14 protein-coding genes are annotated in these 14,344 nt (G+C 35.1%); 2 read left to right on the top strand and 12 right to left on the bottom strand.

What is annotated here, in order from left to right; genetic code table 11:
• From ppk1 to pyrR, 7 genes are read right to left on the bottom strand one after another with little or no spacing between them, the layout of a single operon-like run.
• Nucleotides 1–2,073 carry a polyphosphate kinase 1 gene (ppk1, locus tag ACFQ0R_RS10530; RefSeq protein ID WP_379658335.1) on the bottom strand — a complete coding sequence of 691 codons (2,073 nt, stop codon included), beginning with the start codon at nucleotides 2,071–2,073 and terminating at the stop codon, nucleotides 1–3.
• The gene (locus ACFQ0R_RS10525; RefSeq protein WP_379658334.1) at nucleotides 2,073–2,558 is read right to left on the bottom strand and encodes a SixA phosphatase family protein; all 486 of its coding nucleotides are present in this window, start codon (nucleotides 2,556–2,558) and stop codon (nucleotides 2,073–2,075) included. Before ACFQ0R_RS10525 ends, ppk1 begins: the two co-directional genes overlap by 1 nt.
• A 1-nt stretch (nucleotide 2,559) precedes the next feature.
• Nucleotides 2,560–3,210: a pyridoxamine 5'-phosphate oxidase gene (gene pdxH / locus ACFQ0R_RS10520; RefSeq protein WP_379658333.1), complete on the bottom strand. Its 651-nt coding sequence runs from the start codon at nucleotides 3,208–3,210 to the stop codon at nucleotides 2,560–2,562.
• A gap of 57 nt (nucleotides 3,211–3,267) precedes the next feature.
• Nucleotides 3,268–4,176, bottom strand: a complete 909-nt coding sequence (locus ACFQ0R_RS10515; protein ID WP_379658367.1) for a ribonuclease Z — start codon at nucleotides 4,174–4,176, stop codon at nucleotides 3,268–3,270.
• A gap of 4 nt (nucleotides 4,177–4,180) precedes the next feature.
• A complete protein-coding gene (locus ACFQ0R_RS10510) occupies nucleotides 4,181–4,513 on the bottom strand; it encodes a ribonuclease Z (protein WP_379658332.1) in 333 nt (110 codons plus the stop codon).
• Nucleotides 4,503–5,441, bottom strand: a complete 939-nt coding sequence (locus tag ACFQ0R_RS10505) for an aspartate carbamoyltransferase catalytic subunit (RefSeq protein ID WP_379658331.1) — start codon at nucleotides 5,439–5,441, stop codon at nucleotides 4,503–4,505. Before ACFQ0R_RS10505 ends, ACFQ0R_RS10510 begins: the two co-directional genes overlap by 11 nt.
• A 9-nt stretch (nucleotides 5,442–5,450) precedes the next feature.
• Nucleotides 5,451–5,990, bottom strand: a complete 540-nt coding sequence (pyrR, locus tag ACFQ0R_RS10500; RefSeq protein ID WP_379658330.1) for a bifunctional pyr operon transcriptional regulator/uracil phosphoribosyltransferase PyrR — start codon at nucleotides 5,988–5,990, stop codon at nucleotides 5,451–5,453.
• Between the two features lie 139 nt (nucleotides 5,991–6,129).
• Between pyrR and ACFQ0R_RS10495 the strand changes: the two genes are divergently transcribed.
• Complete coding sequence (locus ACFQ0R_RS10495; protein WP_379658329.1) at nucleotides 6,130–7,359, top strand: Nramp family divalent metal transporter; 1,230 nt, start codon at nucleotides 6,130–6,132, stop codon at nucleotides 7,357–7,359.
• 51 nt (nucleotides 7,360–7,410) lie between these two features.
• On the opposite strand, the gene dnaK is transcribed toward ACFQ0R_RS10495, so the two are convergent.
• Nucleotides 7,411–9,318, bottom strand: coding sequence for a molecular chaperone DnaK (gene dnaK / locus ACFQ0R_RS10490; RefSeq protein WP_379658328.1), 1,908 nt, complete (start codon nucleotides 9,316–9,318; stop codon nucleotides 7,411–7,413).
• Between the two features lie 190 nt (nucleotides 9,319–9,508).
• On the opposite strand from dnaK, the gene ACFQ0R_RS10485 reads away from it, so the two are divergent.
• Nucleotides 9,509–10,948, top strand: coding sequence for an L-serine ammonia-lyase (locus ACFQ0R_RS10485; protein WP_379658327.1), 1,440 nt, complete (start codon nucleotides 9,509–9,511; stop codon nucleotides 10,946–10,948).
• 61 nt (nucleotides 10,949–11,009) lie between these two features.
• Here the strand turns inward: ACFQ0R_RS10485 and ACFQ0R_RS10480 are convergent, their stop codons facing one another.
• The 4 genes from ACFQ0R_RS10480 to ACFQ0R_RS10465 all read right to left on the bottom strand — a co-directional run bounded on the left by ACFQ0R_RS10480 (nucleotide 11,010) and on the right by ACFQ0R_RS10465 (nucleotide 14,321).
• Nucleotides 11,010–11,942, bottom strand: coding sequence for a peptidylprolyl isomerase (locus tag ACFQ0R_RS10480; protein ID WP_379658326.1), 933 nt, complete (start codon nucleotides 11,940–11,942; stop codon nucleotides 11,010–11,012).
• 82 nt (nucleotides 11,943–12,024) lie between these two features.
• Complete coding sequence (locus ACFQ0R_RS10475) at nucleotides 12,025–12,570, bottom strand: Smr/MutS family protein (RefSeq protein ID WP_379658325.1); 546 nt, start codon at nucleotides 12,568–12,570, stop codon at nucleotides 12,025–12,027.
• Nucleotides 12,567–12,770, bottom strand: a complete 204-nt coding sequence (locus ACFQ0R_RS10470) for a hypothetical protein (RefSeq protein ID WP_379658324.1) — start codon at nucleotides 12,768–12,770, stop codon at nucleotides 12,567–12,569. The genes ACFQ0R_RS10475 and ACFQ0R_RS10470 overlap by 4 nt, the downstream gene beginning before the upstream one ends.
• A 33-nt stretch (nucleotides 12,771–12,803) precedes the next feature.
• On the bottom strand, nucleotides 12,804–14,321 hold the full coding sequence (locus ACFQ0R_RS10465; protein ID WP_379658323.1) for a GH3 auxin-responsive promoter family protein: 1,518 nt from the start codon (nucleotides 14,319–14,321) through the stop codon (nucleotides 12,804–12,806).
• Nucleotides 14,322–14,344: the final 23 nt, after the last annotated feature.

Here is a 14,344-nt window from a genome sequence, read left to right as displayed (position 1 = left end):
TTAATTATTTTTTTTTGATGCCTTAAGTTTTTTCTGATAATAGGTGTAAGTTTCAAACTGACTTCGAAATGCTGGACCAGATTTTTTTCTATAGTCATTTTCAGTTTTGGAAGAAAAATCTCTAGCCTTCACATTATCATTCCAACAAATGTCAAAAGTTTCTATCAATTCTTGTTTGATATCTTCATCATATATAGGACAAGTGACTTCCACGCGATGATCTATGTTTCTAGTCATCCAGTCTGCAGAAGAGATAAATACTTTTGGATACTCCTCATTTTGAAAAATATATAATCTAGGGTGTTCAAGAAATTTATCAACAATACTTATAGATTCTATATTCTCACTCATCCCTTTCACCTGAGGGATAAGACAGTTGATTCCTCTTATAATCAATTTTATTTTCACTCCTGCTCTACTCGCTTCATAAAGCTTATCAATCATCCCATAATCAGACAAACTATTCATTTTCAAATAAATGCCAGATTTTTTCCCTTCATTATGGTTTATGATTTCCTGTTCAACCAAATCTGAAAATTTTGATCGTGAATAATGAGGTGAAACAATGAGATGCTTATATCTTTTGATTTTATAATTCACTTCAAAGAAATCAAAAACTTTATCAATGTCTTTTAAAATTCCCTGATGTGCAGTAAACAAGGTATAATCAGTATAAATTTTAGCTGTGTTTTCATTAAAATTTCCTGTGCTTATAAAACCATAATATTTAATTTTTTGGTTTTCCAAACGTTCGATTATACAAGTTTTACAATGTACTTTGAGCCCAGTTACCCCAAAGATCAGCTTTACGCCTTCTCGTTCCATTTTCTCAGCATACTTGATGTTGTTGGCCTCATCAAAACGCGCTTGCAACTCTATAGAAACAGTGACACGTTTACCATTTTTTACGGCGTTGATAAGTGAACTTGCTATATGAGAAACTGAAGCTAATCTATAAATAGTGATCTTTATTGATTTCACCTTAGGATCTAAGGCAGCTTCCCTTAAGAATTTCACGGTATAAGAAAAAGTTTGGTAAGGAACATGCTGAAGAAAATCTTTCTTAGATATCTTTTCCAACAGACTTCCTTGTATTTCTAATCCTGGAATTGGTAAAGGTTCAATTTTATCATATATCAGATGTTTAGCACCAAGATCTGGAAAATTTATATAATCTCTTCTATTATGGTACTTACCACCAGGTATAAGACTATCTGTAGTATCGATTTCCATCTTTTTCAATAGAAAATCAAGCGTGTCTTGTTCAATTTCTTTATCATATACAAAACGAACGGGATCACCTTCAATTCTATCTTTCACACTATCCATCAACTTCTCTATATAACTTTTACTCAAGTCACCTTCGAGATCTAATTCTGCATCTCTTGTAATTTTTACCATATGTGCAGAAATACTATCATAGTCGAATATGTTGAAAATCACATCCAAATTATATCGAATCAAATCATCTAGCAATATGATATACTTCTTTCCATTTGTAGATGGAATTTCTACAAATCGTTCTACACTCGAAGGTATTTCAATTAAAATATATCGATTGGAAAGTCTGTCTTTTTCCAATTGAACCATTTTCACGGCTAAATAAGCTTTAGAGTCTTTAAGGTTTGGCACTTTATCTATTTCGTTCAACATAATGGTGACCAAAGCCGGACTTACCTTTTGAAGAAAAAATTCTTTTAAGAATTTTGCTTGTTCTGAGGTGACTTCACTTTCATCGATTACAAAAATGTCGTGATCTTTTAACTGATTCTGTATTGAAGCTAAAATTTCTAAACTTTCCGCTTGTTTCTTAATCACAATTTGAGTGATTTCTTTAAGCAGGCGTCCAGCATTAAATCCTCCTAAAACTTTTTTACCGGCTTTACCAGCAAGATCTATTCGTTTTACCGTTGCATAACGAACTTTGAAAAACTCGTCTAAATTATTAGAAAAAATACCCAAAAATCTTAATCTTTCAATCAAAGGAACGCTAGGATCTGCAGCTTCTTGCAATACTCGTTGATTAAATTTCAACCAACTTAATTCTCTGTTATCATATTTATTTTCGCGCATTAGCGTAATTTTTTAGGGAATAAATATAAATGAGTCTCTCCTTTTTGAATTTGTTTCCAAGACTCAATTTCAAAAACAATACTGACCAGGCCAGTAGTTGGCAAATTATCGATTGGCAAACTACCAAGTTTATTTACCATAGTTGTGTAAGCTGGATTGTGACCAAACAACATAACATTATCTAGTTTGTCATCTAGATTGTTTATGAATTGAAGGACTTCATCAGCATCAAATGTGTACAATTGAGGCTTAATATGAAAATGCTGATCCTCAATATTAAGTTCAGTTTTAAATAATTCAGCAGTTGTTTTTGCACGATTTGCTGGACTAGAAAACACCTCAACCGGAAAGTTTAGGTACGCTTTAAGAGCAGAAGTTACATGATCTGCATCTTTATATGCTCTTTCTTTGAGTGGTCTATCTTTATCTTCAACGGATGAATCCCACGAAGACTTACCATGTCTTACAAAAATTAATCGTTTCATATTAAGGAGCTAAGCGTTCAATCTTCCAGTCGTAACCAGAATCTGATTTTGTAAATAGAAATCTGTCGTGAAGCCTATTAGGCCGGCCTTGCCAAAATTCAATGGATTCTGGTCTTACCAGAAAACCTCCCCAATTTTTTGGTCGTGGAACTTCCTCATTAGCATATTTCTTTTCTAAAGCATTCAGTTCTTCTTCTAAAACTTGTCGATTTTTGATCACATTGCTTTGATTGGAAACTAAAGCACCGAGCTGGCTTCCCTTCGGTCTGGATGCAAAATAATTATCTGAAACATGCTCAGGCACTTTTTCTGCAACACCTTTTATAATAACTTGTCTTTCAGTATTGGGCCAGAAAAATGACAAACAGGTATTGGGATTATTCAACAAAGCTTTTCCTTTTTCACTTTCATAATTCGTGTAAAAGACAAAACCATTTTCGTCATAAAATTTCAAAAGAACAATACGGCTTTTTGGAAAACCATCTTCACCGATTGTAGAAATTGTCATCGCGTTGGCTTCATCTACACCTCCAAACTTTTCAACGTCATAAAACCAGGTTCTGAATTGCTGAATTGGGTTTTCATTTAAATTTTCACGAATTAGGCTAGCTTTCTCGTAGGATTTTCTGTAGTCGTGTAATTTATTTTCCATGGTAGCAAATTAGAAAATTAAAGATTCAAGAGCAATGGATTTGTAAAAAGATTGAGACTATTCGTACCTGAATATTTTACCTGTTTCGGCATTTTCAACGTTACTAAAAACAACTTTAGCTTCTTCTTCAAATAATGATAAATTTTTATAACGAGCTGAAAAATGCCCTAAAATTAATTTTTGAACATTAGCCTTCTGAGCTATAATACCGGCCTGTTTGGCTGTTGAATGTTTTGTTTTATCACACAAATCTTCCTGGTCTTCCAAAAAAGTAGATTCATGATAAAGCAGAGTTGTTCCTGTTATCTGCGGAACAATATCAGGTTTGAAAACTGTATCACTACAAAAGGCATAACTTGGAGCTGGCTTAGGGTCTTCTGTTAATTCCTCATTTTTTATTAGTCGCCCAGTTTTCGTCACCACATCTTTACCTTTTACAATACTCGTATAATAAACCTTGTCAATATCTAAATTCTGTACTTTATCAATCAACAGCTTTCGATCACCTGGTTTAGCCTTAAATAAAAATCCGTTGGTATAAACTCTATGTTTTAGAGGGATGGTTTCAACAGTCAACTTGTCATTGTCTAAAATAAGTTCAGGCTTATAAGAATCCAACTGATGAAAAATCAGAGGATAAGATGTGAATGCATGACTCATTTTGAGTTGCAGCTTTACAATCTCCTCAAGTCCTTGGGGAGCGTAAATATGTAATTCTGCAGTTCTACTTAGCAAACTAAACGTAGACAATAAGCCAATAAGTCCGAAATAGTGATCTCCGTGTAAATGAGAAATAAAGATGTGACTGATACGAGAAAATTTGACTTTTTGTTTTCTCAGGCGGACTTGAGTTCCTTCACCACAATCGATAAGCATAAGTTCGCCATTCATATCGAGAACTTGTGCCGTAGGATGCGCATTTGCTTTTGGTGTTGCAGAGTGGCAACCTAAAATGGTCAATTGCATCATATCAAAATCCCAAATCTCTTTCTATTTCTTCTAGACCAATTAAATCTGCTGCTTCTTGCATAGTTGGAACGACATGAATTTCCTCCGGCACGTTGTCAATATCAATAGTATCGTTTACAATCACTAAAGACTTTTTGCCTTTCCTATGAGTAAAAGAAAGTTTCAAAAATTTTAAAAGCTCGTCTAAAGTAAGTTTTCCATATTTCTGAATATCGATAACAACATTATCATCTTTAAATTGATCCTGAGTTCGAGTAAGAAAGTCTGCAAAATCCTTTACATTATCTTTTTCATCTCGAAGAATAATATAATTGTCTTTATGTTCAGTTTTCATAATTTTTGATTTTTGAAGCCAATAAATATATGACAGCCATACGAATAGCGACTCCATTCTCGACCTGATTCAGAATTATGGAATGTTCTGAATCTGCTACGTCGCTAGTAATCTCTACACCTCTATTGATTGGCCCTGGATGCATAATGGTAACAGATTTACTTAAACTATCCAGTAAAGTTTTATTAATTCCATACTGTTGGACATATTCTCTTGTGCTAGGAAAATAGGAATGTTCCATGCGTTCATTTTGAACTCGCAACATATTAGCGATATCACACCATTCAAGAGCTTTTATCAAGTTAGGCTCTACCTTTACACCTAAGCTTTCAATATGCTTTGGCATTAAAGAATTTGGACCGCAAACTTTCACTTCTGCACCTAATTTTTTGAGGGTAAAAATATTACTTAAAGCTACTCTAGAGTGCATAATATCCCCAACAATAACTATCTTCTTCCCTGCTATATCTCCGTATTTTTCTCGAATAGAAAACACATCAAGTAAAGCTTGAGTTGGGTGCTCATGCGCACCATCTCCAGCATTGACAATACTTGCCTTCACATGTTTGGAAAGAAAAACTCCAGCTCCAGGATTAGGATGTCGCATCACTACCATATCCACTTTCATCGCTAGTATGTTGTTGACAGTGTCTATAAGTGTTTCGCCTTTGGTAACTGAAGATGAAGAGGCTGAGAAATTAATAACATCTGCACTTAAGCGTTTTTCGGCTAGTTCAAAAGATAAGCGTGTTCTGGTACTGTTTTCAAAAAAAAGGTTGGCAATGGTAATATCTCTTAAACTTGGAACTTTTTTAATAGGTCTATTGATGACTTCTTTAAACTGATCTGCAGTTTCAAAAATGAGATGAAGATCTTCCGCAGTAAGGTATTTGATTCCTAATAAATTTGAAACACTAAGTTCTTTCATGGTTTATAATTAGTTTTTCAATAAGTATACAGCATCTTCTCCATCATTTTCTTTCCAGCAGACTTTCACGTGTTCATTATTTATCGCATCCACTTTTCTTCCATTATAATCGGGTTGAATAGGTAGGTGTCTACTAAATCGTCTGTCAATAAAAGTCAACAACTCTATTTTGGATGGTCTTCCAAAGGACTGTAAAGCCGTTAAGGCAGAACGTATGCTTCTTCCCGTAAACAGTACATCATCTATCAAAACCACATGCTTATTTTCAACAATAAAATCAATGTCCGTTTCATTAGCTTTCAAAACTTTATCCCCACGTCTAAAATCATCACGATAAAAGGTAATATCTAATTTTCCATAAGACAAGGAAGTCAAACCGTAATCTTTATTTAAAATATCGTAAAGCCTGTTGGCTAGAAAACTACCTCTTGGCTGAATGCCGATGAGTGCGGAATTCTCAAAATTTTTGTGGTTTTCAACAAGTTGGCAAGCTAAGCGCTGAAGAATGATATTGATTTCCTTCGCATTAAGAAGCATTTTTTGGCTCATCGTTGAAATTCGTTTGGTTTACAAAAGTAATTAAAATAAGCTGTATTGTTAAAGAGTAAATTCAATTTATGATTTAACTCTGGAAATTATAAAGTATTCAAAAAAATAGTAATAGAATTGTTAATCAAAATCTTAGAATTTGAAAGATTTACTTAAGCACATCGGACCAGGTTTTTTATTAGCTGGTGCCGCTATTGGGGTCTCTCATTTAGTTCAGGCTACTCGAGCCGGAGCTGACTATGGTATAGTTTTAATCTTAGCTATATTAATAGCTTGTCTTACCAAATATCCATTTATGGAGTTTGGATCGAGATATGCCGGTGCTACTGGCAAGAATTTAATAGACGGGTATAGAACTCTTGGACGTTGGTACCTTATAGCTTTTGCATTGATTACCATTTCAACGATGTTTATTATTCAAGCTGCGGTTACTATAGTTTCTGCTGGCTTAGCCGAATATTTATTTGGATTTGGCTGGTCTAATTTCACCTGGAGCCTATTATTATTGATTTTTTGCATTCTGATTTTAATAATTGGAAAATACAGAAAACTGGATGTATTGATGAAAATCGTCGTTAGCCTTTTAACCGTTTCTACGCTTTTTTCTGTGATCATTGCAGCCTTTCAGGTTGATTATTCTACGATTAGTTTCAATAAATCACCTGAGTTGTGGACACTTAGCGGAATTGGTTTCATTATAGCCTTAATGGGCTGGATGCCGATTCCTATTGATGCTTCGGTATGGCATTCCATATGGACACAGGAAAAAACCAAAGAAACTGAACAACAACCAAATTCTAAACAATCTAGTTTCGATTTTAATTTAGGATACCTCTCAGCAACTTTACTTGGTGTTTTATTTTTTGTAATGGGTCTGTTTCTCATGAATAGCAGCGACATTAGCTTTGCCTCTGGTAGTGTAGCTTTTTCAAAACAATTGATTGAAATGTACACTCAAACTTTAGGCGAATGGAGCCGAATTTTGATTGCATTCATCGCTTTTGTTACTATGTTTAGTACTACTCTTACAGTAACCGATGCCTTCCCTAGAGTCATGTCAAAATTGTTACAGAGTGAAAATCAATCTCAAAAGGAAACTCCTGTTTATCGCACGTTTATCATTGTCATTCCAGTAGTAGCTATGGGTATTCTTTTTTTCTTGAAAAGCAGCTTTACCGATTTAGTTGATTTTGCCGCGGGATTGTCATTCTTGGCTTCTCCTGTTTTGGCCTGGTTCAATTTGAAATTGATGACCCAGAAAAAGAATCAAATTACATTGAGTTCAAATTATTTAATTTTTTCCAAAATCTGTTTATTCTTTTTGATTTGCTTTGGTCTAGGCTATCTTATCTATGAATTTATCGCATAAAAAAACCGCTCTAAAAAGAGCGGTTTTAAATATTTATTCAGAAAGCTAAAATTATTTAACTTCTTCGAAGTCTACGTCTTCAACATCGCTATCGTCGCTTCCTTTTGAATCGTCAGCATCGGGTCCTGGCTGTTGAGCGCCTCCTTGTTGAGATTCAGCTTGTGCCTTATACATTTCTTCAGAAACTGTTTTCCAAGCTTCGTTCAATTTGTCTAAAGCTGGAGTAATTTTCTCTAGCTCTTTAGTTTCATAAGCTGCTTTCAATTCTTCTAAAGCATCTTCAATAGGCTTCTTTTTATCATCAGAAATTTTGTCGCCAAATTCCTTCATTTGACTTTCAGTTTGGAAAATCATAGCATCAGCTTCATTCAGCTTATCTACTTTTTCTTTAGCCTCTTTATCTGCTTCAGCATTCGCTTCAGCTTCTTGCTTCATTTTCTTAATTTCCTCTTCAGTTAGTCCAGAAGAAGCTTCAATTCTAATATCTTGAGATTTTCCAGTGGCTTTATCTGTAGCACTTACTTTGATGATACCATTGGCATCAATATCAAAAGTAACTTCAATTTGAGGGACTCCACGTTTCGCTGGCGGAATACCATCTAAGTGAAATCTACCTATCGTTTTATTATCGGTTGCCATTGGACGCTCACCTTGCAGGACATGAATCTCTACACTAGGCTGATTGTCTTGTGCTGTTGAGAACACTTGAGACTTTTTAGAAGGAATGGTAGTGTTAGCTTCTATAAGTTTGGTCATTACACCACCCATAGTTTCAATACCAAGAGACAATGGAGTTACATCAAGTAACAATACATCTTTAACGTCTCCTGTTAATACACCACCTTGTATTCCTGCACCAATTGCAACAACTTCATCAGGGTTTACACCTTTACTAGGTTTCTTTCCGAAGAAATCTTCTACAGCTTTTTGTACAGCAGGGATACGAGTTGAACCACCTACTAAGATAACTTCATCGATATCACTAGTTTTTAATCCTGCAGCTTTTAAAGCTTTTTCACATGGCTTAATTGTTCTTTTGACTAAATCTGAAATTAATTGTTCAAATTTTGATCTTGTAAAGGTTCTTACCAAGTGCTTAGGTCCGCTTTGTGTTGCAGTAACATATGGAAGATTTATTTCAGTTGAATTTGAAGAAGACAATTCTATTTTAGCTTTTTCAGCTGCTTCTTTCAATCTCTGAAGTGCCATAGCATCTTTTCTAAGATCGATATCTTCATCTTTTATAAATTCTTCTGCCAACCAGTCGATAATCACTTCATCAACATCATCACCACCAAGGTGAGTATCACCATCAGTTGCTAATACTTCAAATACTCCGTCACCTAATTCTAGGATAGAAACATCATGTGTACCACCACCAAAGTCAAATACTGCGATTTTTTGATCTGTATCTTTTTTATCCAAGCCATAAGCTAAAGCAGCTGCAGTAGGTTCGTTTATAATTCTACTTACTTTTAAACCTGCAATTTCACCAGCTTCTTTAGTAGCTTGTCTTTGAGAATCGTTAAAATAAGCTGGAACTGTAATCACAGCTTCAGTCACTTCCTGACCTAAATAGTCTTCAGCTGTTTTCTTCATCTTCTGAAGAATCATAGCTGAAAGTTCTTGAGGTGTATACATTCTACCATCAATATCAACCCTAGCCGTATCGTTTTCACCTTTCACCACTTTATAAGGTACTCTATCTACTTCTTTAGTTGACTCAGAATATTTGTTTCCCATAAATCTTTTGATAGAGGAAATCGTTTTTTCTGGGTTGGTTACCGCCTGACGTTTTGCAGGATCACCTACTTTAATTTCACCGCCTTCTACAAATGCTATAACAGATGGAGTTGTTCTTTTTCCTTCAGCATTAGGAATAACCGTTGGCTCATTACCTTCCATTACGGAGACACAAGAATTGGTTGTTCCTAAATCTATACCTATAATCTTACTCATAATTTTTATTTTTGTGTTCTTAATATTTGATTTCGAATCATAAAAGTCAATCTTTATGCCATCAAAAACCATCTGACAGACTGTCACACAACTTGTCTTTTAATACAAAACACATCATTTTGAATGATTATGAATTTAATCTCGAAAAAAACTTGAATATTTGTAAATTCATAAACAAAGCTTAAAACGAATGAAGAAAATTGAATGTATAAGCGTTTTTGATATGCTAAAAATCGGTGTAGGACCCTCAAGTTCTCATACTCTTGGTCCTTGGCGTGCATCTCAACGTTGGATCGAAGAGTTAAGAGAAGATGAGCTTTTGGATAAAATCAAAAACATTGAAATTCAACTTTATGGGTCTTTATCGCTCACAGGAAAAGGTCATGCTACAGATATTGCTGCCATTTTAGGACTTTGTGGTCATGATCCTGTAACCATGGATATTACTCATATAGATATAGAAATCGACAGAGTGAAAAATGAAGGCCGATTAAATTTAGATAATTCACGCTTTATCGATTTTGATTTTCATAAGGATGTCATTTTCAAAAAAGATTTTAAAGAATTTCATCCTAATGGAATCACTTACATCGGAATTTTAGAAAACGGTGAATCTGTAGAATCTACATTCTATTCTATTGGTGGTGGTTTTGTTGTAAAAGAAGATCGAGAAAACGCCAAACAAAAACAGGAAGAATTAAAAAGTTTTCCTTTTCAAATCAATTCTGCTTTAGAATTGATTGAACATTGTAAAAATGAACAAAAAATTATTTCTGAAATCGTTCTCGAAAATGAAAAATCGCTCAGAAATGAACTTGAAATTCATTCAGGCTTAGAGAAAATCTGGGAAACCATGCTGGAGTCGCTATACATAGGTTGCCACACTGAGGGCACTCTTCCTGGCGGATTGAATGTGAACCGAAGAGCAGCAAAGATGAATAAAAATCTGCTCGAACATAAATTTGAAACTTACGATACTCCGCAAGAATGGCTGGAGACTATAAGAACTAAAGAAGTAAAATTCAGACAAATATTACAATGGGTAAGCTGTTTTGCCATCTCGGTAAATGAGGTCAATGCATCTCTTGGCCGTGTGGTTACTGCTCCCACCAACGGTAGTTCTGGAACCTTACCAGCGGTAATGATGTATTATATGGTGATTGAAAATCATAATGCCACTTTTGAAGATTTAAAACAATTCATGCTGGTTGCAGGCGAAATAGGAAGTTTGTTTAAAAAAGGAGCTACCATCTCTGCAGCTATGGGCGGTTGCCAGGCAGAAATCGGAGTTTCATCAGCTATGGCTGCTGGGGCACTCACCGAACTCATGGGTGGTACACCAGAGCAAGTGTTGATGGCCAGTGAAATTGCCATGGAACATCACCTGGGCATGACTTGCGATCCCATTGCAGGTTTGGTTCAAATACCTTGTATAGAACGAAATGCTATGGGTGCTATCAAAGCGATAAACGCCGCTGAAATCGCCATGGAATCTGATGCGACTAAAGCAAAAGTCCCTCTGGACAAAGTTATTGCCACTATGTGGGATACCGCTCAGGACATGACTTCAAAATATAAAGAAACTTCTGAAGGCGGACTTGCCATCAAAGTCAATATGAGTGACTGTTAAACCAAAACACCCCATAATTTCAAATTGAAATTATGGGGTGTTTATTATTATATTAATTTACCTATTTAATATCTACCAATTCCAAGTCAAATATCAAAATAGAATTTGCCGGAATCACACCCCCTACTTCTCTATCACCGTAAGCTAAGTGCGGTGGAATAACAAATTGGGCTTTAGTCCCTTGGTTAAGTAACAAAAGACCTTCATCCCAGCCTTCAATCACATGACCTGCGCCAACAGGAAATTCGATAGGTTGTTTTCTCTTATACGAAGAATCAAACACAGTTCCATCTACCAAGCTTCCTTTGTAGTGTACACTCACCGTTTGACCTTTATTTGGTTTCGCGCCAGAACCTTCGTTGATGATTTGATAACGCAAACCACTTTTGGTTTCTTTGAATCCTTTTGAAATTTCGTCCAGTTTTTTGGCAGCTTCAGCTTTCAGCTCCGCTTCTCTTTCAGCTTTTGAAGAGTTGAATTTTTCGAAGCTTTCAACAGCATTAAATGCTTTAGCCTTTTCGCCGACACGTTCAATTTCTACTGAATTTAATTTGTCTTTCATTTCAATGCTATCAACCACATCTTGCCCTTCCACAACATATCCAAAAACAGTATGTTTCCCGTCAAGCCATGGAGTTGGCTCGTGAGTGATAAAAAATTGACTGCCGTTTGTGCCAGCGCCAGCGTTGGCCATAGATAAAACTCCAGACTGATTATGTTTCAATTCGGGATGAATTTCATCATCAAATTGGTAGCCAGGTCCACCTGTTCCATTACCTTTAGGATCTCCTCCTTGAATCATGAAGTTATCTATAACTCTATGAAAGACTAATCCGTCATAATAGGGTGTTCCTAAATCTTTGGCTGAATTTTCAATTTTGCCTTCAGCAAGTCCTATAAAATTACCAACCGTTCCTGGTGTTTTATCAAAGGTAAGTTGTACAGTAATTTTACCTTTTCCTGTATTAAAATGCGCGTATATTCCGTTTTCCATGATTTATATTTTTTTGCAAATTTAAGATTAAATCTAATTTAGATCGGCTTAAATTCAGTTTAAAATCTAAAGTGGAAAATGGTTATTGATCGTATATATAAATTTCAGTAGCGCCAAGACCATATTTTTGATAATCTGCGTCAAAGGATTCAATCTGATCGTAACGTCTAAAAAGAGTGTGTAATTCTGCTTTCAGTACCCCCTGCCCTACACCGTGAATAAACACAATACGTTTTATTCGCTTCTCAATGGCAAAATCTATTTTTCGCCTGCTGTGTTCCAGCTGTAGATTGAGCATTTCATAATTGCTTAAATGCGAGGTTTTATCGACCAGATTATGAATATGCAGGTCCACTTCCATTGCTGGCTGTTGACGTTTAGGCTTTTGAGAAGGTCCTTTTCGTTTAGGATTTAAATCTGATTTTAACTTTTCAATTAAGTTGTCATCTTGAAGATCAATATCCAGCCGACCTTCAGTTTTAACAATAAGAGAGTAAGGAACTTTCATTTCAAAACCATCTGAGGTTTCAAAAGTTACTTCCTCTCTTTCAACTTTAGTGACAATTCCTGCAACATTGTCATCTAAAAGTTCAACTTTATCGCCTATTTGAAAACTTTTCCTACTCATTGTTCAGAAGAATCTTGGTCGTCTTTTGGGTTATCTTTTGCCCATTGCTTTGTAGCATTATACAAGCCAATCATAAGTAAGAGTAATCCTCCCACTTTAAGATAGACATTTTCATTTTCACCCGTAAGATCATAAATGATAAGAATGGCTCCTATGATAATAAAAGCTGTAAATAAGGCTTGTTTCTTGGTATTTATCATTAAAGAAAATTTACTTAGGGAACAAAGATAGGGTCAATTTTCGTTTAGAGCCAACAATTCTTCTAAGTGTTCGCGATTATTCGATAATCGTGGTATCTTATGTTGACCACCTAATTTATTATGGTGTTTTAACCAGTTTTGGAAAAGTTTTGGTTTGGCCTGATGAATTTTCAACAAGTCTAGCGTCATATTATTATAACGCTTAGCTTCATAATCACTATTTATTTCTTGTAAATTTTTATCCAAACGAATTTGAAAATCAGAAAGATTTTCTGGTGGCGTTTTGAATTCTAAGATCCACTCATGGGCACCTTTCTTTTTACCGTTCATAAAAACAGGTGCTGCTGTGTATTCCATAACTTCACAATTGAGCTCACAAGCCGTTTTCTTAATTGCAGCTTCAGCATTTTCTATGATTAGTTCTTCTCCAAAAGCATTAATATGATGTTTCGTTCTTCCCGTTACTCTTATTCTGAAAGGATCTAAAGACGTGAAGCGTACTGTATCTCCAATCTTATACCTCCACAAACCAGAATTTGTAGAAATGACGATTGCGTAATTTTCATCAATTTCAACTTCACTTAAACTAATTACTTTTTCCTTCGGAGTTCCATAAGTTGACATAGGAATAAATTCAAAGAAAATTCCATAGTCGAGCATTAGTAATAAGTCTTTAGAATCATTCAGGTCTTGGGCTGCAAAAAAACCTTCCGAAGCATTATAAATTTCATAATACCTCATTTTGGATGATGGTATTATGTGCTCGTATTGATTTACATAAGGTTCAAAACTTACTCCACCATGAAAGTACACCTCAAGATCTGGCCAAACCTCATCAATGGTAGATTTACCAGATGTTTTCAGCACATCATTAAGTAATACAAGCATCCAAGATGGAACACCTGCAAGACTTGTCACCCGCTCTTTTATAGTTTCATCAACAATAGCTTGCATTTTGGTTTCCCAGTCACTCATTAATGACACACTATTTCCCGGCGTACTACTATAACTTGCCCAAAATGGCATATTATATATGAGTAAAGCAGAAAGATCCCCATAAGACGTTCCTTTATCTTGATAGATCTCCTTACTTCCCCCCAATCTTAAACTTTTACCAGTAAATAATTTTGAATCAGGGTTGTTATTTAAATACATACAAAGCAAATCTTTACTGGCTGCATAATGACAATCTTCCAGAGATTCTTGACTTACAGGTATGAATTTGCTTTTGGATCCAGTTGTACCACTAGATTTTGCAAACATTGTAATAGGGGAAGGCCAGATTATATTTTTCTCTCCTTGTCTACACCTTTCAAAAGTGGCTTCAAAATCTTCGTAAGTTTGAACTGGCACACGCTCCTTAAAGGTTTCGTAACTTTTTATTTCATCAAAGCCATAGGTTTTTCCAAATTCCGTATTTTGGGCTTTATAAACCAAATCAAGTAATAATTCATTTTGAACTTCATTGGGATGCTTTTTAAACAATTCCATATGATGAATACGCTTCTTTAATATCCAAGAAGCTATAGAATTTACAATTGGTATTGGCATAGATAAAATAAGTTTAATAAGGT

The organism is Psychroflexus salinarum (genome assembly GCF_042677225.1).
In the GTDB taxonomy this organism is placed as follows: domain Bacteria; phylum Bacteroidota; class Bacteroidia; order Flavobacteriales; family Flavobacteriaceae; genus Psychroflexus; species Psychroflexus salinarum.
The sequence above is the reverse complement of the archived record's forward strand: the minus strand, read 5'-3'. Positions and strand labels throughout refer to the sequence as shown.

Bases quoted from the DNA above. Each gene is read 5' to 3' on its own strand.
- ACFQ0R_RS10480 (WP_379658326.1), bottom strand. From the start codon at position 11,942: ATGGAAAACGGAATATACGCGCATTTTAATACAGGAAAAGGTAAAATT.
- ACFQ0R_RS10475 (WP_379658325.1), bottom strand. From the start codon at position 12,570: ATGAGTAGGAAAAGTTTTCAAATAGGCGATAAAGTTGAACTTTTAGAT.
- ACFQ0R_RS10485 (WP_379658327.1), top strand. From the start codon at position 9,509: ATGAAGAAAATTGAATGTATAAGCGTTTTTGATATGCTAAAAATCGGT.
- ACFQ0R_RS10465 (WP_379658323.1), bottom strand. From the start codon at position 14,321: ATGCCAATACCAATTGTAAATTCTATAGCTTCTTGGATATTAAAGAAG.
- ACFQ0R_RS10515 (WP_379658367.1), bottom strand. From the start codon at position 4,176: ATGCAATTGACCATTTTAGGTTGCCACTCTGCAACACCAAAAGCAAAT.
- pyrR (WP_379658330.1), bottom strand. From the start codon at position 5,990: ATGAGCCAAAAAATGCTTCTTAATGCGAAGGAAATCAATATCATTCTT.
- dnaK (WP_379658328.1), bottom strand. From the start codon at position 9,318: ATGAGTAAGATTATAGGTATAGATTTAGGAACAACCAATTCTTGTGTC.
- ppk1 (WP_379658335.1), bottom strand. From the start codon at position 2,073: ATGCGCGAAAATAAATATGATAACAGAGAATTAAGTTGGTTGAAATTT.
- ACFQ0R_RS10505 (WP_379658331.1), bottom strand. From the start codon at position 5,441: ATGAAAGAACTTAGTGTTTCAAATTTATTAGGAATCAAATACCTTACT.
- ACFQ0R_RS10470 (WP_379658324.1), bottom strand. From the start codon at position 12,770: ATGATAAATACCAAGAAACAAGCCTTATTTACAGCTTTTATTATCATA.
- ACFQ0R_RS10510 (WP_379658332.1), bottom strand. From the start codon at position 4,513: ATGAAAACTGAACATAAAGACAATTATATTATTCTTCGAGATGAAAAA.
- ACFQ0R_RS10525 (WP_379658334.1), bottom strand. From the start codon at position 2,558: ATGAAACGATTAATTTTTGTAAGACATGGTAAGTCTTCGTGGGATTCA.
- pdxH (WP_379658333.1), bottom strand. From the start codon at position 3,210: ATGGAAAATAAATTACACGACTACAGAAAATCCTACGAGAAAGCTAGC.